This window comes from Klebsiella sp. KPN54798, from assembly GCF_021184225.1.
GTDB classification, from domain to species: Bacteria; Pseudomonadota; Gammaproteobacteria; order Enterobacterales; family Enterobacteriaceae; genus Klebsiella; species Klebsiella pneumoniae.
This window is the reverse complement of sequence record NZ_CP089234.1, coordinates 4,902,560-4,918,673: the sequence shown is the minus strand read 5'-3', so window position 1 is coordinate 4,918,673 and position 16,114 is coordinate 4,902,560. Positions and strand designations below refer to the sequence as shown.

Below are 16,114 nucleotides of genomic sequence, written 5' to 3'. Positions count from 1 at the left end.
CAGGCGTTAGCGGTATATCACCGCGCTGGCGCGAAGCGGGCCGTTGGTTTCGGGTTCGTGCATCAGGATAGGCTGAAAGTATTTCGCCCCCTGCGCATCGCTCATCTGGCTAAGGGCCTGTTCGGCCTCGTGCTCAGTGGCCATATTGTGATTGATATAGATAACGCCGAGGCTCTGCACGTCGTCCATGTTGCGGGCCTGACGTTCGGTGATTTGGATAGCTGCCAGCGCGTTGGCGCTGAAGAAAAGCGCAGCCATCATGGCGATGATTTTCAGTTTCATATACTACGCTCCTGACTGACAGTCCTGACGCTGACTCGGGGCTCTCCTGTGGTCGTTAGGCTTTGATATAAGTGTAATCGCTGCGCGTTCATCGCATGGCGACCTTTTCTGATGCAGTTGTTCAAAAAAATGCCGCTTCCTTTATTGGTTAATTTTAAATCACCCACTTAGCCCAGCTTGGCGCTTAGTGCGAATTATTTGTGCAAATGCGCTTGTGTTCCTGAGGGGCCGCCATTAGAATGACGCGTCAATTTTTCAGCCGCCCTTTAACACGTTCCTTGCCTCCATGGGCCGCGGCTGACCCAGACAGGAGGCTGAATAATCCGTAAGGAGCAATTCGATGCGTCATTACGAAATCGTTTTTATGGTCCATCCTGACCAGAGCGAACAGGTTCCGGGCATGATCGAACGTTACACTGGTGCAATTACTGCAGCAGCAGGTACGATCCACCGTCTGGAAGACTGGGGCCGCCGTCAGCTGGCTTATCCGATCAACAAACTGCACAAAGCTCACTACGTTCTGATGAACGTTGAAGCGCCGCAGGAAGCGATCGATGAGCTGGAAACTAACTTCCGCTTCAACGACGCCGTTATCCGCAGCATGGTAATGCGTACTAAGCACGCTGTTACCGAAGCATCTCCGATGGTTAAAGCGAAAGACGAGCGCCGTGAGCGTCGCGAAGATTTCGCCAACGAAACCGCAGATGATTCTGAAGCTGGGGATTCTGAAGAGTAATCCTGATGACCAACCGTCTGGAGCTGTCCGGCATTATTTGCAGGACTCCACTTCGTAAGGTCAGCCCGTCAGGAATTCCTCACTGCCAGTTCGTGCTTGAGCATCGTTCAGTGCAGGAGGAAGCCGGTTTTCACCGGCAGGCATGGTGTCAAATGCCCGTTATTATTAGCGGTCACGAAAACCAGGCCATTACTCACAGTATAACGGTCGGTAGCGCAGTAACCGTTCGAGGGTTCATCTCTTGCCATAAGGCAAAGAACGGCTTGAGCAAAATGGTTCTGCATGCCGAGCAGATTGAATTGATAGATTCTGGAGACTAGCCATATGGCACGTTATTTCCGTCGTCGCAAGTTCTGCCGTTTCACCGCGGAAGGCGTTCAAGAGATCGACTATAAAGATATCGCTACGCTGAAAAACTACATCACCGAAAGCGGTAAGATTGTCCCGAGCCGTATCACCGGTACCCGTGCAAAATACCAGCGTCAGCTGGCTCGCGCTATCAAACGCGCTCGCTACCTGTCCCTGCTGCCGTACACTGATCGTCATCAGTAATCGGTCACGGTCCATTAATACGACTTTGAGAGGATAAGGTAATGCAAGTTATTCTGCTTGATAAAGTAGCAAACCTGGGTAGCCTGGGTGATCAGGTTAACGTTAAAGCGGGCTACGCTCGTAACTTCCTGGTCCCGCAGGGTAAAGCTGTTCCTGCTACCAAGAAAAACGTTGAATTCTTCGAAGCACGTCGTGCTGAACTGGAAGCCAAACTGGCTGACGTTCTGGCAGCAGCTGAAGCTCGTGCTGAGCAGATCAACGCCCTGGAATCCGTAACCATCGCGTCTAAAGCTGGCGACGAAGGTAAACTGTTCGGTTCCATCGGTACTCGCGACATCGCTGACGCTGTTACTGCAGCAGGCGTTAAAGTTGCTAAGAGCGAAGTTCGCCTGCCGAACGGCGTTCTGCGTAACGTTGGCGAGCACGAAGTGAACTTCCAGGTTCACAGCGAAGTATTCGCTAAAGTTATCATCAACGTGGTTGCTGAGTAATCGGCCTCTGACGTTCTGGTAACAACAAACCGCCGGCCTTGTGCCGGCGTTTTGCTTTTTAGCGCCTTTCATTTTGCGGCGGCGTAACGCTTGCTGTCGTCTTCTCTGCTATCGCGCACGCACAAAGCTGCCGTTCGACTGGCGGGTAAACAGCACCTGCTGGCCGTTGCCGGTATCGATAGTGAGCCCGGTGACCACGCCGTTGGCGTTCTGCCGAATTTGCACCGTCTGTCCACTCTGCAAAGTGCTTAGTGGTTTGCCAGCGCCTTCAACCTGCGCCATGGCGTAAACGTCAGTGGCCGGCAGTCCATGATCGCGGAACAGCTGCGCCAGGGTTTTGCCTGACTCGATGCGATAGGTCCGCCATTGCTGCTCAATACCCGGCGCGGACTGCTGTGATGAGGATTGATAAGGCTGGGTGGCGGCGGGCTGCTGCGTCTGCGCCTGATCCGGCTGCTCATCCTGAATCGGCTCCGGAGCGACCGGCGCCATCTGATCGGCGTCGCTCACGGTAGGCGTATTAGTGATCGGCGGCAGCGGAACGGCCTGATTGCCGCCAGCTTGCGGCTGGGACTGCGACTGTAGATTCAGGTTCGCTTCACGGCTGGTGGACGCCGGGCTTTGGCTATCATCGGAGGGAAGCAGAATACCGATAATAACCAACAGGAAGCCAGCGATAATTCCCCGGCGGTGCATCGGAGGCAGCGGGTCCAGGAGGCGAAAATGATCCGGGGCGTGCCAGATTTTCGCCAGGGTAGATGTCAGTTCAAAGCGCCCGGGCATGGCTTTCCTCCTGCTCCGCATATTTATATCCTGCTCATGAGTATAGATGGCTAACGTCCTGATGACCGGAACAAAGTGAAGTTAACCTGCTGCCGCCTATTGTTTCTTTTTCGCTGAGATTTGTCATCATTCGCCGACAAAGTTTTACCCATTTCGCTATGGCTGTTATGCTTTCGCACGCTTTTATCTTGATGTTTATCACCCAAAAAGGAACAACGATGGCAACCCCAACTTTTGACACTATCGAAGCGCAGGCAAGTTACGGTATCGGCTTGCAGGTTGGACAACAGCTGAGCGAATCCGGCCTGCAGGGGCTGCTGCCGGAAGCGCTGGTGGCGGGTATCGCCGATGCGCTGGAAGGTAACCAGCCGCAGGTGCCGGTGGAAGCCGTTCACCGCGCGCTGCGTGAAATCCACGAGCGTGCTGACGCTGTGCGTCGCGAGCGTTTTCAGGCCATGGCCGCTGACGGCCAAAAATACCTTGATGAAAACCGCGAGAAAGAGGGTGTGAACAGCACCGAGTCTGGTCTGCAGTTCCGCGTACTGACCCAGGGCGAAGGCCCGATCCCGGCGCGTACTGACCGCGTTCGCGTGCACTACACTGGCAAACTGATCGACGGCACCGTCTTCGACAGCTCCGTCGCTCGCGGTGAACCGGCTGAATTCCCGGTGACCGGCGTGATCGGCGGCTGGATTGAAGCGCTGACTCTGATGCCGGTCGGTTCTAAATGGGAACTGACGATCCCGCACAACCTCGCCTACGGTGAGCGCGGCGCTGGCGCATCGATTCCTCCGTTCAGCACCCTGATCTTCGAAGTTGAACTGCTGGACATTATCTAAACAGCAGCGGCTTCCTCTTCCCCGCGGCAGGGGAAGCCATAAAAATAGCGTAAAATCCTTAAGTTAAAAATTAATTGGAATTATGTTTTGCATTCATCACGTATGGGTGTATTTTTGTGAGCTATTTCGCGTTAGATGAGTGATATAACACTCACTTTAAACATAAAATTAACATTATATCTAAATCATAGTATTCATCCCTCCGATTCTTACCTAATATCGACTAGCCCTTGCTGGGGTTAATGACAGACGACGGGCCATCAGAGCCTGAACAACACAGACAGGTACAACAGGAAGAAATCACATGGTAGATCAGGTTAAAGTCGCTGCTGTCGAGCAGGAGCCGACTGAACAATCGCTACGGCGAAATCTCACAAACCGACATATTCAGCTGATCGCGATTGGCGGAGCGATCGGCACCGGGTTATTTATGGGTTCTGGCAAAACCATCAGCCTTGCCGGACCATCCATTATCTTTGTTTATATGATTATCGGTTTTATGCTGTTTTTCGTGATGCGTGCCATGGGCGAATTACTGCTGTCGAACCTCGAATATAAATCCTTTAGCGACTTCGCGGCCGATCTGCTGGGGCCGTGGGCGGGCTACTTTACCGGCTGGACCTACTGGTTCTGCTGGGTAGTGACCGGGATGGCGGACGTTGTCGCCATCACCGCCTACGCGCAATTCTGGTTTCCCGGACTCTCCGACTGGGTCGCCTCGCTGGCGGTGATCCTGCTGCTGCTGGGCCTGAACCTGGCCACCGTCAAGATGTTTGGCGAAATGGAGTTCTGGTTCGCGATGATCAAAATTGTCGCCATCGTGGCGCTGATCGTGGTCGGCCTGGTAATGGTGATGATGCATTTCAAATCGCCGACCGGGGTCGAAGCCTCTTTCGCCCACCTGTGGAATGACGGCGGCTGGTTCCCGAAAGGGCTGAGCGGCTTCTTCGCCGGCTTCCAGATTGCGGTGTTTGCCTTCGTGGGGATTGAGCTGGTGGGGACCACCGCCGCCGAAACCAAAGACCCGGAAAAGTCCCTGCCGCGGGCGATTAACTCCATCCCGCTGCGTATCATTATGTTCTACGTCTTCGCGCTGATTGTGATTATGTCGGTGACGCCGTGGAGCTCCGTGGTGCCGAGCAAGAGCCCGTTCGTTGAGCTGTTCGTGCTGGTTGGTCTGCCGGCGGCGGCGAGCCTGATCAACTTCGTGGTGCTGACCTCCGCGGCCTCCTCGGCCAACAGCGGCGTGTTCTCTACCAGCCGTATGCTGTTCGGTCTGGCGCAGGATGGTCAGGCGCCGAAGATGTTCGCCAAGCTGTCGAAGCGTGCGGTGCCGGCGAAGGGCTTAACCTTCTCCTGCATGTGTCTGCTGGGCGGGGTGGTGATGCTGATGGTCAACCCGAGCGTGATTGCCGCCTTCACCATGATCACCACGGTGTCGGCGATCCTGTTTATGTTCGTCTGGACCATCATCCTTTGCTCTTACCTGGCGTATCGTAAAAACCGCCCTCAGCTGCATGAGAAGTCAAGCTACAAGATGCCGCTGGGTAAAGTCATGTGCTGGGTGTGCATGGCCTTCTTCGTCTTTGTGCTGGTGCTGTTGACCCTGGAAGACGATACCCGTGAAGCGCTGATGGTCACCCCGCTGTGGTTTGTGCTGCTGGGCGCGGGCTGGCTGTTTGCCGGCAAAAAACGGCTGGCGAAATAAACGAAAATTTTAACGTTGCTTGCAACGGCCCGTCATAAAAAAGGCCACCCGGAGTGGCCAAATAAGACGGACAATGTCGAGGGCGCCCGCGGGCGCCTTTTTCTTTACTTTCCGCCGAGGGCGCGCGGGAACAGCACATTATTTTCCAGGCTGATGTGTTCCATCAGATCGTCGATCATCTCGTTGATACCGTTATACATCGCCTTCCAGGTGGTGCAGGCTTCCGGCGGCGGCGTCACGTTGTGGGTGATGTGCTTAATGACTTCCAGCAGTTCGCCCGCTTCATCATGCTCGCTTTCCATCACGCTGATCGGCCCCCCGGCCTGGGCGCCCATTCCCTGTTTGATCATCGGGAACAGGATCTGCTCCTCTTTCATCATGTGGCTGGAAAGCTCCTGATGCAGCATGGTCAGGTACTTAGTCAGTCCTTTCGGCACGTTCGGTTTATCGGCATGGACGCGTTCAACCTTGGTGGCCTGCAGGATCAGCTCCGGCAGCTGTTCACGGTGCCGGTCGTGATAGCGAACGATGATATGGTCGATAATCTCCGCGAGGGGCGCCGCGCGCCAGTCGCGGGAGAGAGGCTGTTCGGCCAGTTTCGCCAGCTCGGCTTCAATCACCGCGACATCCAGCGCTTTGCGCGACGCGGCGCGCGCCAGGGTCTGTTTGCCGCCGCAGCAGTAATCCATATCGTATTGACGGAACAGGGCGGAGGCGCGCGGGATGGTCAGCGCCAGCTCGCCTAAAGGTTGGTCACGGAAAGCCATAGCAGTTACCTCGTCATCAGGAATATAAGATGTATTTTAAATGCATCTTTTGGGTGAGGGAATACCCCTTAAGGAGGCGAGGCTACTTTTTTTCGTCCGCCAGCGGCTGCAGCATCGGTTTTTCCGGTCTGGCGCGTACGGCGGAGACCACGCCGAGCACCAGCAGCAGGATGCCGCTCAGGGTCAGCAGCGGCGGTAAGCTTTGCCGCAGCAGGAAGGTATACAGCAGTCCGGCCAGGGTTTCGAAGACGATAAGCGGGCCGAGGATCACCGTCGGCAGCCGCTGGCTGGCAATATTCCAGCATAGCGCGCCGACCCATGAGCAGAGCACCGCGATGGCCAGCATCAGCGTAATAAACACCGCCGGACGCGGGCCGAAGGGCAGGGGAAACCCGGCCTGCTGACCGTGCAGCCAGGCGCAGGCGGAGAGATAGCCGGCCAGCGAAACCGGAAGCGTCACCAGCGCCTGAGCGGTAGCCCACATCATTGGCGGTTGATGCGGGTTCTCCCGCAGCCAGCGGGCGTTGCGCAGAGCATACCAGGCCCAGCAGACCACCGATCCCAGCGCCAGCGCAATGCCGGAGCCGTAGCGCCACGGGCTAAAATTCGGCAGCCCCTGACGCAGCTCCGCGACGTTAACGCAGATCAGGCCCACAGCGATGCAGATCAGCGCCGGAAACAGGCGCCGCCACGGCAGCTTCCCGTCGCGCTGGCTGTAGAGCAGATTGGCGAACACCGGCAGTACCACCGGCAGCGTGCCGATAATCATGGTGGAAACCGGCGCCCCGGTGCGCTGAATGGCGCTGGCCAGGCAGACGTAATAGATAAGGTTCCCCATCATTGTCAGGCCCAGCGCGGTCCACCAGTCGTGCCGGCTCAACTGGCGCAGTCGCGCGCGCCCGAGCCACGCCAGCGGCAGGGCGATCAGGCCCAGCGCCAGATAGCGTCCCATCGACTGCAGCATCGCCGGATACTCTGGCACCAGCAAAGGCCCGACGAAAATTAAACCCCACATCAGCCCCGCCAGCAGGGCGTATAACACACCACTAATCATCATTGCATCCGTTGTCATTACCGTTGTCTGCAGTGTAGAAGGGGGCCGGGCAGGAATATTGTATGAGATTGCGCATTAGCGCCTGGCGACCTGCTTCTGATAGCGCACCGGCGTAATGCCGTAACGCTGGGTGAAGGCGCGGGTCAGGTGGGACTGGTCGGTGAGGCCGACGGCTATCGCCACTTCGGCGGCGGGCATGCCGTGGGTGAGGAACGCTTTGGCGCGCCACAGACGGATGGCCATCAGCATCTGATGGGGCGTTACGTGATAGTGGGCTTTAAACTGGCGCTGAAAGTGGTACGGGCTCAGCGCCGCCACCTGCGCCAGCTCGTCGAGGGTGATGGGGCGCATATAGTTATCGTGCAGGTAGTCGCGCACGCGGTCGAAGCGATGCCCGGCCTCACCTTGCGCAGAGGCATGGTGGGCCAGAGGGCGGAAGGTGTCGATGAGGTCGAGCAGCATTCCCTGCTGGGCCAGCGGATCGTCGCTATGCCACAGACCATAAATCAGCTGGCCAATCTGTCGGGAACGCAGGGGATCCTCGCGGACCACCTCGCTGAACCACCAGTCGCGCACCCCGGTGATGGCTTCCAGACGGTCCGGCTCCAGATAAATCATCCGGTAGCGCCAGCCGTCGGCGGTTTCCGCTTCGCCGGTGTGCAGCTCGTCGGGATTCATGGTGACAATAGCGTTCGCGGCGGCGATATGCTGGCTGCCGCGGTAGCGAAAGCGCTCCGCGCCTTGCTCAATCACGCCGATGCCGAAGGCTTCGTGGGTATGGGGTTCAAAGGCGTAGCGGGAAATATGGGCGTGGTAAAGCTCCACCCCGGGCAACTGTTCGAGATGGCGAAAGCGCGCGCGATCTTTTTCATCACTAAATTGCGGTGGTACGCCCTGCATGCCTGCCTCCCGACGGTTATCCCTTCAATATGAGAGAGGAACCGCCGGGACGCAACCGCAAAAGCTGAGAGGGGCGGTTACAGAATGCCTTTTACACTCTCGGCAAGGGAGGTGGTTGGACGGCCGATCAGCGTACTCAGGGTGCGGCTGTCGTCAAACAGTCCGCCTTTCGACGCGCCGACGTCGGAATCCGCCAGCATATCGGCAAGCCCGGCCGGCAGGCCGACGCTTTTCAGCGCGGCGGCGAAATCGGCTTCGCTGAGGTTCTGGTAGACCACGTTTTTCCCGCTTTGCTTGCTCAGCTCGGCAGCCAGGTCGCTCAGCGTCCAGGCGTTATCACCCGCCAGTTCGTAAATTTTGCCTTCATGACCCTCACTGGCGATAACGCGGGCGGCAGCGGCGGCATAATCCGCGCGGGTGGCGGAGGCGATTTTACCCTCGCCGGCGGCGCCGATAAACACGCCATGCTCCAGCGCCGGCGGCGCGCTGGCCAGATAGTTTTCGGTATACCAGCCGTTACGCAGCAGGGCGTAAGCGATACCAGAGTCGGCCAGCATCTGCTCGGTTTCGATATGCTCTGCGGCCAGACCCAGCGGCGAAGTGTCGGCATGCAGCAGGCTGGTATAGGCGATGAATTTCACCCCGGCGGCTTTGGCGGCGTTAATGACGTTGCGGTGCTGTACAGCACGCTGGCCGACTTCGCTGGAGGAGATTAACAGCAGTTTATCCACGCCCTGCAGCGCGGCGGTCAGCGCCGCTTCGTCGCTGTAGTCGGCCTGGCGGACAACCACGCCCTGCTGGCTGAGCGCCTGGGCTTTGGCCGGGTTGCGGACAATCGCCACAATCTGGCTGGCAGGGACGGTGTTAAGCAGGTCTTGCAGAACGTAGTGACCAAGCTGGCCGGTGGCACCGGTAAGAGCGATCATGGGTCTTCTCCTTCGTGTTTATTGGCAGTTGTGGTAAGCTACCACCTTAACTAACTTTTAGTAAGTACGTACAAAAAGGTAAGTGTGAAATGGCCGAACCGACGCTGAGCGAGAAACTGCGCACCGGCAATTTGTTTGCGGAACAGTGCCCGTCGCGCGATGTGCTTAAACATGTCACCAGCCGCTGGGGCGTGTTGATTCTGGTGGCGCTGCGCGAGGGAACCCACCGTTTCAGCGATCTGCGCCGTAAGATGGGCGGGGTCAGCGAAAAGATGCTGGCGCAGTCGCTGCAGGCGCTGGAGCAGGATGGTTTTATCGACCGCGTCTCTTATCCGGTGGTGCCCCCGCACGTTGAATATAGCCTGACGCCGCTCGGCCTGCAGGTGAGCGAGAAGGTGGCCGCCCTGGCGGACTGGATCGAGGTTAATCTGCCCTCGGTGCTGGCTAACCAAGGGGAGTGAAAATGTATCACTCCCTGTAGCCCCGGTAAGCGCAGCGCCACCGGGGAACAGGCATTACTTGCTCAAATCCAGCTGATAAATGGCGAAGCCGATATCATCGGTGGCCACCTGGCGCATTGGATACTGCGCTTTCTCTTTGATAAACGCCGCGGCTTTGTCGCCAGGCGAGGTCTCAAAACGAATATCCAACGGCGTGTTGCTGTGGATCGGCGCCAGACGCCAGTTGTTATCCGCCGCCGGATGGATCGCGCCTTCCTTCTTCGATTGCGCGCCAATCCACGCCGCCAGCACCGAACGGTTTTCATCCGGTGAGGCGAAGGCGATATGGCTCTCACCGGTGCCGGCGAATTTGCCGCCGTAAGCGCGATAGTTATTGGTCGCGACCAGGAAAGTAGCCTGCGGATCAACCGGTTTTCCATTGAAGGTCAGGTGCTTAATACGCTCTGCCTGCGGATGGATCATCTGACATTCGCCGTCGTAGCGGGCCGGCTGAGTGACGTCGATCTGGTAGTTCACCCCGTCAATGACGTCGAAGTTGTAGGTGCGGAAGCCGTCCCAGTTGATCAGCGACTGCGGCTTGCTGCTGGCGGGATCGATCTGGTTAAACTGTCCGGCAGAGCATTCCAGCCACTCCTTAACCTCTTTCCCGCTGACCTTCATCACCACCAGGGTGTTGGGGTAGAGATAGAGGTCGGCGGCATTGCGGAAGGTGAGCTGGCCTTTCTCCACTTCGACAAAGCTCGCCGGATCGTTTTTACGCCCGCCGACTTTAAACGGCGCGGCGGCGGAGAGCACCGGCAGCTTCGCCAGATCCGGGTCGCCCTGAATATAGTGTTCTACGTAGGCTTTCTGCGCCATGTTGACCACCTGCACCGTCGGGTCGTCCTGCACCAGCGCCAGATAGCTGTACATGTTGTCGGCGGACTTGCCGATCGGCTTGCTGACGAATTCGCGAGTGGCGTCATGATCGGCTTTCAGCACCGCCACCAGCTTGCCATCTTCGGCCGCCAGTGATTTCTTCGCCACCGCGTCATAGATTGGCCGCGCTTCCGCTTTACTCTGAGTTACCTGCCATTTACCGCTGTCGTTATTTAGCACCAGATCGACCACCCCGAGATGATCGCCCCACATTCCCGGCATCACCGCCGGTACGCCGTTTAGCGTCCCTTTGGCGATATCCGCGCCTTTGATGTTGGCGAAGTCTTTACCCGGGAACACCGCGTGGGCATGGCCGAACATAATGGCGTCCACGCCGGGCACCTGGCTTAAGTAGTAAACCGAATTCTCGGCCATCGCCTGATACGGGTCGGCGGAGAGGCCGGAGTGAGCGACCACTACCACCACATCAGCCCCTTTCGCCCGCATCTCCGGGATATATTTGCGCGCGGTTTCGGTAATGTCATTGACCGTCACCTTGCCGTTAAGATTGGCTTTATCCCAGGTCATGATCTGCGGCGGCACAAAGCCGATATAGCCGATGCGCAGGGTGTGGATTTGACCGTCGCTGTCCACGACCCGGGTATCCTGGATCAGGTACGGCGTAAACATCGGTTTGCCGGTTTTGGCATCGATGATATTGGCGTTCACGTAGGGGAACTTCGCCCCGGCCAGCGCCTTGTGCAGGAAGTCGAGACCGTAATTGAACTCATGGTTGCCCAGGTTGCCGACGGCGTAATTCAGGGTGTTCATCGCCTTATATACCGGATGTACATCGCCCTCTTTGAGCCCTTTTGCCGCCATATAGTCGCCTAACGGGCTCCCCTGGATCACATCCCCGTTGTCCACCAGCACGCTGTTTTTAACTTCTGCCCGCGCCTGTTCGATCAGGGTGGCGGTACGCACCAGGCCGAATTTCTCCGTGGCGGCATCTTTGTAATAGTCGAAGTCCATCATATTGCTGTGCAGATCGGTGGTTTCCATGATCCGCAGGTCGACCGTCGCGGCGTTGACGCTGGCGGCGATCAGCGTGGCCAGGAGCGTTGCGCTAAACTTAATCATCAGAGGCGTCCTTTTTTATGAGCGATAGCACAGAAGAAAATGTATTTATATTCTGTTGCTTACAGAAATGTGAATCTTGCCAGAAAAGCGGGCAGAGAAACCGCCATCGTTATCACAGATAGCGGAACTCGCGGTGATGCGATATAAATAAAACAACGAGTTAACGCCACTGTAACCAGACGAGGTGGAGAATGTTAGAACAAGTATGTCAGCTTGCACGGAATGCGGGCGATGCCATCATGGAAGTCTACGATGGAAACCAGCCGATCAACGTCGCCAGCAAGAAAGATGATTCTCCGGTCACGGCGGCGGATATCGCAGCGCATAAAGTCATTGTCAGCGGCCTGCAGGCGCTGGATCCGGATACCCCGATCCTCTCCGAGGAGGACCCGCCGTCCTGGGAAGTGCGCCAGCACTGGCAGCGCTACTGGCTGGTCGACCCGCTGGACGGCACCAAAGAGTTTATTAAGCGTAACGGCGAATTCACCGTCAATATCGCGCTGATTGAAAACGGCAAGCCGACGCTGGGCGTTGTCTATGCGCCGGTGATGAAGGTGATGTACAGCGCGCAAAATGGTAAAGCCTGGAAAGAAGAGTGTGGCGTACGCAAGCAGATCCAGGTCCGCGATGCCCGTCCGCCGCTGGTGGTGATTAGCCGCTCCCACAGCAACGATCCGGAGCTGCAGGAGTATCTTGAGCAACTGGGCGAACACCAGACCACCTCAATCGGTTCGTCGCTGAAATTCTGCCTGGTGGCGGAAGGTCAGGCCCAGCTCTATCCGCGCTTCGGGCCGACCAGCACCTGGGACACCGCCGCCGGCCATGCGGTCGCGGTGGCCGCCGGGGCGCATGTTCACGACTGGCAGGGGAAAACCCTCGACTACACGCCGCGTGAATCCTTCCTTAACCCCGGCTTCCGGGTCTCTATTTATTAAGCAATTTATGCAGCAGGTCGATCACCTGCTGCACCTCTTGTTGGGTGAGGGCGCCGTCTTTAGCCCACTGCACACGCCCGTTCTTATCCAGCACCACGATCGCCGAGCTCTTCTCGTCCAGCTGCCAGGCCTTCCGCACCAGGCCGTTGCTGTCGACGATAAATTGCGACCATGGGAAGAGCTTTTTATTACTTTCAATGCTGTTACGTACAAACATCCCGGTGCCCGGGATGGCGTCGTCAGTGTTTACAATGGTGGTGGTCTGATAGCGATCGTGCGGGAAGCCCGCCGCTTTAATCGCCTCGATCAGGTTGGCATTCTTCTCTTTTGCTGACGAGCGTCCGGCGATGTGCTGGACCACGCGCACTTTTCCCGCCAGCTGGGCGCTATTCCAGTTTTTATAGCTAAACTTATCCTTATCCAGAATAAGCTCTCCCCGATCCGCGACGCCAACGGGCGCCACGCGCTGGCCGTCGACGAAGTTATGCGCTGTGGCCAGCAGCGGGAGAAGCAGTAACGAGGCGGCCAGTATGCTACGTAGGGTCATGCGCAATCCTTAATCATTTTTATGCAGGTGATCCGACCACTTGGTCTCGTTTAATCATAAGTGCGATTGACGGTGATTACCCGCAATGAGGATGCCAGTTTGCGTGTTGACGCACAAATTAGTCGTAAAACGGCGACTTATACTTACTTCATCGTATGTCTGAAACGAAAATTCTGAATTATTGTCATCAAAGGGTAAATAAACTTATACATACTGGGTCCCTCTGAGATTCTGGACTATAGTTTTAGGGCATTAAAATTTGCGCTCCCAAGACGTGGGCTAACTGTGGCACCACAAGAGCGTAACCCTGGCAGGAGAGAAGAATGAAAATTTTCCAACGCTACAATCCGCTGCAAGTGGCGAAGTACGTGAAGATCCTGTTTCGTGGACGGTTGTACATCAAGGACGTTGGCGCATTTGAATTTGATAAGGGCAAAATCCTTATCCCGAAGGTCAAGGACAAGCTGCATCTGTCAGTGATGTCCGAAGTCAATCGTCAGGTGTTGCGTCTGCAAACTGAGATGGCATAACCTGGCACGTAGCAGTACGTAGTAGGTAAAAGACGGCTCCCGATGGGAGCCGTTGATGTTTTTAGCCCTTCATTTCCGCATAGCGTTTGCGATATTCGCCCGGTGGGATGCCGTTATGTTTACGAAACAAGCGGGTGAAATAGACCGGATCGCTGTAGCCCACCGATAAAGCAATTTTGTTAAGTGGGAGTGTGGGATAACCATTTGGGCCATAAAAAAGGACGGATGGTCATCCGCCCTTAGGAGAGAGAAAAGATTACGCTCAGGCGTTCTGGCTTTCCGCCGTTTCCGCCTGCTTCGGCACCAGCACCGTTGGCTTGTTATCGATGCGGGTCACCAGCAGCTGGTCGATACGGTAGTTATCGATATCCACGACCTCAAACTTATAGCCGGAGAACTTCACCGCGTCGGTGCGTTTGGGGATTTTACGCAGCATAAACATCATAAAGCCGCCGATGGTCTCGTAATTCCCGGACTGCGGGAACTCGTCGATATCCAGCACGCGCATCACGTCATCAATCGGCGTACCGCCATCGATCAGCCACGAGTTTTCATCGCGGGCGACAATCTGCTCTTCCAGCCCCTGGCCGACGAGGTCGCCCATCAGGGTGGTCATTACGTCGTTGAGAGTGATGATCCCGACCACCAGCGCGTATTCATTCATGATCACCGCGAAGTCTTCCCCGGCGGTTTTGAAGCTTTCCAGCGCTTCCGACAGGGTCAGGGTGTCCGGCACGATCAACGTGTTGCGGATCTGTACGCCGCCGGTCAGCACCAGGCTCTGGTTCGCCAGCACGCGGTTCAGCAGATCTTTTGAATCGACGTAACCGATAATGTGGTCGATATCTTCATTACAGACGAGGAACTTCGAGTGCGGATGTTCGGCCACTTTATTCTTCAGGCTCTGCTCGTCTTCGTGCAAATCAAACCAAATGACGCTTTCACGCGGGGTCATGGAGGAAGGAACGGTGCGGGACTCCAGCTCGAACACGTTCTCAATTAGCTCATGCTCCTGCTTGCGCAGCACCCCGGCCAGCGCGCCGGCCTCGACCACGGCATAGATATCATCGGAAGTGATATCGTCTTTCCGCACCATCGGCAGTTTGAAGATGCGGAAGATCATGTTGGCCATGCCGTTAAACAACCACACCAGCGGGCGGAAGACTAACAGGCAGAAGCGCATCGGGTTGATGATGCGCAGGGCCACTGTTTCGGGCGCAATCATACCGATGCGTTTCGGAGTCAGGTCAGCAAACAGGATGAACAAGCTGGTGACCAGGGTAAAAGAGATGATGAAGCTCAGCTGCTCGGAGAGCTCCGGCGACAAATACCCGCTGAGCAGGCTATGAAACGCCGGTGAGAAAGCCGCGTCGCCCACAATACCGCCAAGAATGGCGACGGCGTTGAGGCCAATCTGCACGACGGTAAAGAAGGTGCCCGGGTTCTCCTGCATCTTCAGCACCCGCTGTGCGTTGACGTTGCCTTCATCGGCCAGCAGTTTCAGTTTGATTTTACGTGAGGCTGCCAGTGAAATTTCCGATATCGAAAAAAACGCACTGACGGCTATCAGACAGAGTATTACTAAAATACTGTTTAACATATCTTTTCTGACCGTTGAGGCCAGATCCTCGGAAGGGAAGTTGATAACTCAAATGTGGAATACATAAAAAACCGGTCCGAAGGCGCTGGACCGGCTGTCACACTGGCTAGTATAGCGTAAGGGAATGTAAAGCCGCCAGAGCGTTCATTGACCGCCTCGCTGTTGAGGCGGAAATCAGAATTACGCCTGAGGCGGCAGGCAGACGCCAATGCCGCCGATGCCGCAATAGCCGTGCGGGTTTTTATACAGATACTGCTGGTGATCGTCCTCGGCATAGTAGAACGGTTTGGCGGTGGCGATCTCGGTGGTGATGTGACGGGTATCGTGCGCGTCGTTCATCGCCGCCTGGAAGCGCGCGAGGCTGCCCTTTGCCGCCTCCGTCTGTTCCGGGGTCAGCGGGTAAATCGCCGAGCGGTACTGGGTGCCGTGGTCGTTACCCTGCCGCATACCCTGCGCCGGGTCGTGATTTTCCCAGAACACCTGCAATAACTGCTCATAGCTAATCACCTGCGGATCATAAACCACGCGTACCGCTTCCGCGTGACCGGTCTGGCCGCTGCATACTTCGCGATAGGTCGGATTGGGCGTATAGCCGCCAGTGTAACCTGCGGCGGTGCTGTAAACCCCCGGCAATTGCCAGAACAGGCGCTCAACTCCCCAGAAGCAGCCCATGGCGAACAGCGCCACTTCCATCCCCGCCGGGACGTTGGTCATCGAGTGGCCGTTAACTGCGTGGAGCGTCGCCACTGGCATGGGGGTATTGCGTCCAGGCAGCGCATCCGCCTGGGCGACAAGATGCGTTTTATCAAATAGACTCACGGTTGGCCTCTCAATACAGAAATCGTCGTTAAGGTTGTAACGAAGCGTGTCTTTTAACACAATAAATACGCGTAATACGTCTAGATTAATACATAAGAATTATTTGGGTTATTGCCACTTTTTCAACCCTATGTTGTTAGGGTTTTGTTAAGCCGTGGAGCGGCGCCAGTGTTTCCTGTAGAGGAA

At 56.5% G+C, this 16,114-nt stretch carries 19 protein-coding genes and 1 pseudogene; 9 read left to right on the top strand and 11 right to left on the bottom strand.

Annotated features, from left to right (window positions below):
- Window positions 1-6: 6 nt before the first annotated feature.
- Window positions 7-282 (bottom strand): YdgH/BhsA/McbA family protein, encoded by a 276-nt coding sequence (locus LPQ25_RS23610; protein WP_002885689.1) that lies wholly within the window; start codon window positions 280-282, stop codon window positions 7-9.
- A 340-nt stretch (window positions 283-622) separates the two neighbouring features.
- Between LPQ25_RS23610 and rpsF the strand changes: the two genes are divergently transcribed.
- Genes rpsF through rplI form a run of 4 tightly spaced genes read left to right on the top strand, consistent with a single transcriptional unit; the run spans window position 623 to window position 2,061 of the window.
- Entirely contained in the window at window positions 623-1,018 is a 396-nt protein-coding gene (rpsF, locus tag LPQ25_RS23605; RefSeq protein WP_002885691.1) for a 30S ribosomal protein S6, read from the top strand.
- Between the two features lie 5 nt (window positions 1,019-1,023).
- Complete coding sequence (gene priB, locus LPQ25_RS23600; protein WP_002885722.1) at window positions 1,024-1,338, top strand: primosomal replication protein N; 315 nt, start codon at window positions 1,024-1,026, stop codon at window positions 1,336-1,338.
- Window positions 1,339-1,342: 4 nt separating this feature from the next.
- A complete protein-coding gene (rpsR, locus tag LPQ25_RS23595; protein WP_000135199.1) occupies window positions 1,343-1,570 on the top strand; it encodes a 30S ribosomal protein S18 in 228 nt (75 codons plus the stop codon).
- 41 nt (window positions 1,571-1,611) lie between these two features.
- Window positions 1,612-2,061 (top strand): 50S ribosomal protein L9, encoded by a 450-nt coding sequence (gene rplI / locus LPQ25_RS23590; protein ID WP_002886682.1) that lies wholly within the window; start codon window positions 1,612-1,614, stop codon window positions 2,059-2,061.
- A 108-nt stretch (window positions 2,062-2,169) separates the two neighbouring features.
- Here the strand turns inward: rplI and LPQ25_RS23585 are convergent, their stop codons facing one another.
- Window positions 2,170-2,844 (bottom strand): LysM-like peptidoglycan-binding domain-containing protein, encoded by a 675-nt coding sequence (locus LPQ25_RS23585; protein ID WP_004177687.1) that lies wholly within the window; start codon window positions 2,842-2,844, stop codon window positions 2,170-2,172.
- A 218-nt stretch (window positions 2,845-3,062) separates the two neighbouring features.
- On the opposite strand from LPQ25_RS23585, the gene fklB reads away from it, so the two are divergent.
- The gene (fklB, locus tag LPQ25_RS23580; protein WP_002886687.1) at window positions 3,063-3,683 is read left to right on the top strand and encodes an FKBP-type peptidyl-prolyl cis-trans isomerase; all 621 of its coding nucleotides are present in this window, start codon (window positions 3,063-3,065) and stop codon (window positions 3,681-3,683) included.
- Window positions 3,684-3,987: 304 nt separating this feature from the next.
- Entirely contained in the window at window positions 3,988-5,391 is a 1,404-nt protein-coding gene (gene cycA, locus LPQ25_RS23575) for a D-serine/D-alanine/glycine transporter (protein ID WP_002886688.1), read from the top strand.
- 104 nt (window positions 5,392-5,495) lie between these two features.
- Here the strand turns inward: cycA and ytfE are convergent, their stop codons facing one another.
- The 4 genes from ytfE to LPQ25_RS23555 all read right to left on the bottom strand — a co-directional run bounded on the left by ytfE (window position 5,496) and on the right by LPQ25_RS23555 (window position 9,038).
- A complete protein-coding gene (gene ytfE / locus LPQ25_RS23570; protein WP_004152016.1) occupies window positions 5,496-6,158 on the bottom strand; it encodes an iron-sulfur cluster repair protein YtfE in 663 nt (220 codons plus the stop codon).
- An 82-nt stretch (window positions 6,159-6,240) separates the two neighbouring features.
- On the bottom strand, window positions 6,241-7,212 hold the full coding sequence (locus tag LPQ25_RS23565; protein ID WP_041937759.1) for a DMT family transporter: 972 nt from the start codon (window positions 7,210-7,212) through the stop codon (window positions 6,241-6,243).
- 75 nt (window positions 7,213-7,287) lie between these two features.
- On the bottom strand, window positions 7,288-8,112 hold the full coding sequence (locus LPQ25_RS23560; protein WP_014908082.1) for an AraC family transcriptional regulator: 825 nt from the start codon (window positions 8,110-8,112) through the stop codon (window positions 7,288-7,290).
- A 77-nt stretch (window positions 8,113-8,189) separates the two neighbouring features.
- On the bottom strand, window positions 8,190-9,038 hold the full coding sequence (locus LPQ25_RS23555; protein WP_002886702.1) for an SDR family oxidoreductase: 849 nt from the start codon (window positions 9,036-9,038) through the stop codon (window positions 8,190-8,192).
- Between the two features lie 89 nt (window positions 9,039-9,127).
- On the opposite strand from LPQ25_RS23555, the gene LPQ25_RS23550 reads away from it, so the two are divergent.
- The gene (locus LPQ25_RS23550; protein ID WP_012737218.1) at window positions 9,128-9,499 is read left to right on the top strand and encodes a winged helix-turn-helix transcriptional regulator; all 372 of its coding nucleotides are present in this window, start codon (window positions 9,128-9,130) and stop codon (window positions 9,497-9,499) included.
- 54 nt (window positions 9,500-9,553) lie between these two features.
- On the opposite strand, the gene cpdB is transcribed toward LPQ25_RS23550, so the two are convergent.
- Window positions 9,554-11,497, bottom strand: coding sequence for a 2',3'-cyclic-nucleotide 2'-phosphodiesterase (cpdB, locus tag LPQ25_RS23545; protein ID WP_004177678.1), 1,944 nt, complete (start codon window positions 11,495-11,497; stop codon window positions 9,554-9,556).
- A gap of 191 nt (window positions 11,498-11,688) precedes the next feature.
- Between cpdB and cysQ the strand changes: the two genes are divergently transcribed.
- Entirely contained in the window at window positions 11,689-12,432 is a 744-nt protein-coding gene (cysQ, locus tag LPQ25_RS23540; RefSeq protein WP_002886705.1) for a 3'(2'),5'-bisphosphate nucleotidase CysQ, read from the top strand.
- Here cysQ and LPQ25_RS23535 read toward each other — a convergent pair.
- Window positions 12,422-12,979: a YtfJ family protein gene (locus tag LPQ25_RS23535; protein WP_002886706.1), complete on the bottom strand. Its 558-nt coding sequence runs from the start codon at window positions 12,977-12,979 to the stop codon at window positions 12,422-12,424. The two genes, cysQ and LPQ25_RS23535, sit on opposite strands and share 11 nt — an antisense overlap.
- 323 nt (window positions 12,980-13,302) lie before the next feature.
- Here LPQ25_RS23535 and LPQ25_RS23530 point away from each other — a divergent pair, with 323 nt between their 5' ends.
- Complete coding sequence (locus LPQ25_RS23530; RefSeq protein WP_002886707.1) at window positions 13,303-13,509, top strand: DUF1107 domain-containing protein; 207 nt, start codon at window positions 13,303-13,305, stop codon at window positions 13,507-13,509.
- 61 nt (window positions 13,510-13,570) lie between these two features.
- Here the strand turns inward: LPQ25_RS23530 and LPQ25_RS23525 are convergent.
- From LPQ25_RS23525 to msrA, 3 genes and pseudogenes are all read right to left on the bottom strand, one after another.
- Window positions 13,571-13,702: pseudogene (locus LPQ25_RS23525) on the bottom strand (helix-turn-helix domain-containing protein); the annotation flags it as partial.
- Between the two features lie 69 nt (window positions 13,703-13,771).
- Window positions 13,772-15,109: a polyamine export protein PaeA gene (locus LPQ25_RS23520; protein WP_002886718.1), complete on the bottom strand. Its 1,338-nt coding sequence runs from the start codon at window positions 15,107-15,109 to the stop codon at window positions 13,772-13,774.
- A gap of 180 nt (window positions 15,110-15,289) precedes the next feature.
- Window positions 15,290-15,928 carry a peptide-methionine (S)-S-oxide reductase MsrA gene (gene msrA, locus LPQ25_RS23515; protein ID WP_004177674.1) on the bottom strand — a complete coding sequence of 213 codons (639 nt, stop codon included), beginning with the start codon at window positions 15,926-15,928 and terminating at the stop codon, window positions 15,290-15,292.
- Between the last annotated feature and the right edge of the window lie 186 nt (window positions 15,929-16,114).

Bases quoted from the DNA above. Each gene is read 5' to 3' on its own strand.
- priB (WP_002885722.1), top strand. From the start codon at position 1,024: ATGACCAACCGTCTGGAGCTGTCCGGCATTATTTGCAGGACTCCACTT.
- LPQ25_RS23555 (WP_002886702.1), bottom strand. From the start codon at position 9,038: ATGATCGCTCTTACCGGTGCCACCGGCCAGCTTGGTCACTACGTTCTG.
- cycA (WP_002886688.1), top strand. From the start codon at position 3,988: ATGGTAGATCAGGTTAAAGTCGCTGCTGTCGAGCAGGAGCCGACTGAA.
- LPQ25_RS23535 (WP_002886706.1), bottom strand. From the start codon at position 12,979: ATGACCCTACGTAGCATACTGGCCGCCTCGTTACTGCTTCTCCCGCTG.
- cpdB (WP_004177678.1), bottom strand. From the start codon at position 11,497: ATGATTAAGTTTAGCGCAACGCTCCTGGCCACGCTGATCGCCGCCAGC.
- LPQ25_RS23565 (WP_041937759.1), bottom strand. From the start codon at position 7,212: ATGATTAGTGGTGTGTTATACGCCCTGCTGGCGGGGCTGATGTGGGGT.
- LPQ25_RS23610 (WP_002885689.1), bottom strand. From the start codon at position 282: ATGAAACTGAAAATCATCGCCATGATGGCTGCGCTTTTCTTCAGCGCC.
- fklB (WP_002886687.1), top strand. From the start codon at position 3,063: ATGGCAACCCCAACTTTTGACACTATCGAAGCGCAGGCAAGTTACGGT.
- LPQ25_RS23550 (WP_012737218.1), top strand. From the start codon at position 9,128: ATGGCCGAACCGACGCTGAGCGAGAAACTGCGCACCGGCAATTTGTTT.
- LPQ25_RS23530 (WP_002886707.1), top strand. From the start codon at position 13,303: ATGAAAATTTTCCAACGCTACAATCCGCTGCAAGTGGCGAAGTACGTG.
- LPQ25_RS23560 (WP_014908082.1), bottom strand. From the start codon at position 8,112: ATGCAGGGCGTACCACCGCAATTTAGTGATGAAAAAGATCGCGCGCGC.
- LPQ25_RS23520 (WP_002886718.1), bottom strand. From the start codon at position 15,109: ATGTTAAACAGTATTTTAGTAATACTCTGTCTGATAGCCGTCAGTGCG.
- rpsR (WP_000135199.1), top strand. From the start codon at position 1,343: ATGGCACGTTATTTCCGTCGTCGCAAGTTCTGCCGTTTCACCGCGGAA.
- ytfE (WP_004152016.1), bottom strand. From the start codon at position 6,158: ATGGCTTTCCGTGACCAACCTTTAGGCGAGCTGGCGCTGACCATCCCG.
- cysQ (WP_002886705.1), top strand. From the start codon at position 11,689: ATGTTAGAACAAGTATGTCAGCTTGCACGGAATGCGGGCGATGCCATC.
- LPQ25_RS23585 (WP_004177687.1), bottom strand. From the start codon at position 2,844: ATGCCCGGGCGCTTTGAACTGACATCTACCCTGGCGAAAATCTGGCAC.
- rpsF (WP_002885691.1), top strand. From the start codon at position 623: ATGCGTCATTACGAAATCGTTTTTATGGTCCATCCTGACCAGAGCGAA.
- rplI (WP_002886682.1), top strand. From the start codon at position 1,612: ATGCAAGTTATTCTGCTTGATAAAGTAGCAAACCTGGGTAGCCTGGGT.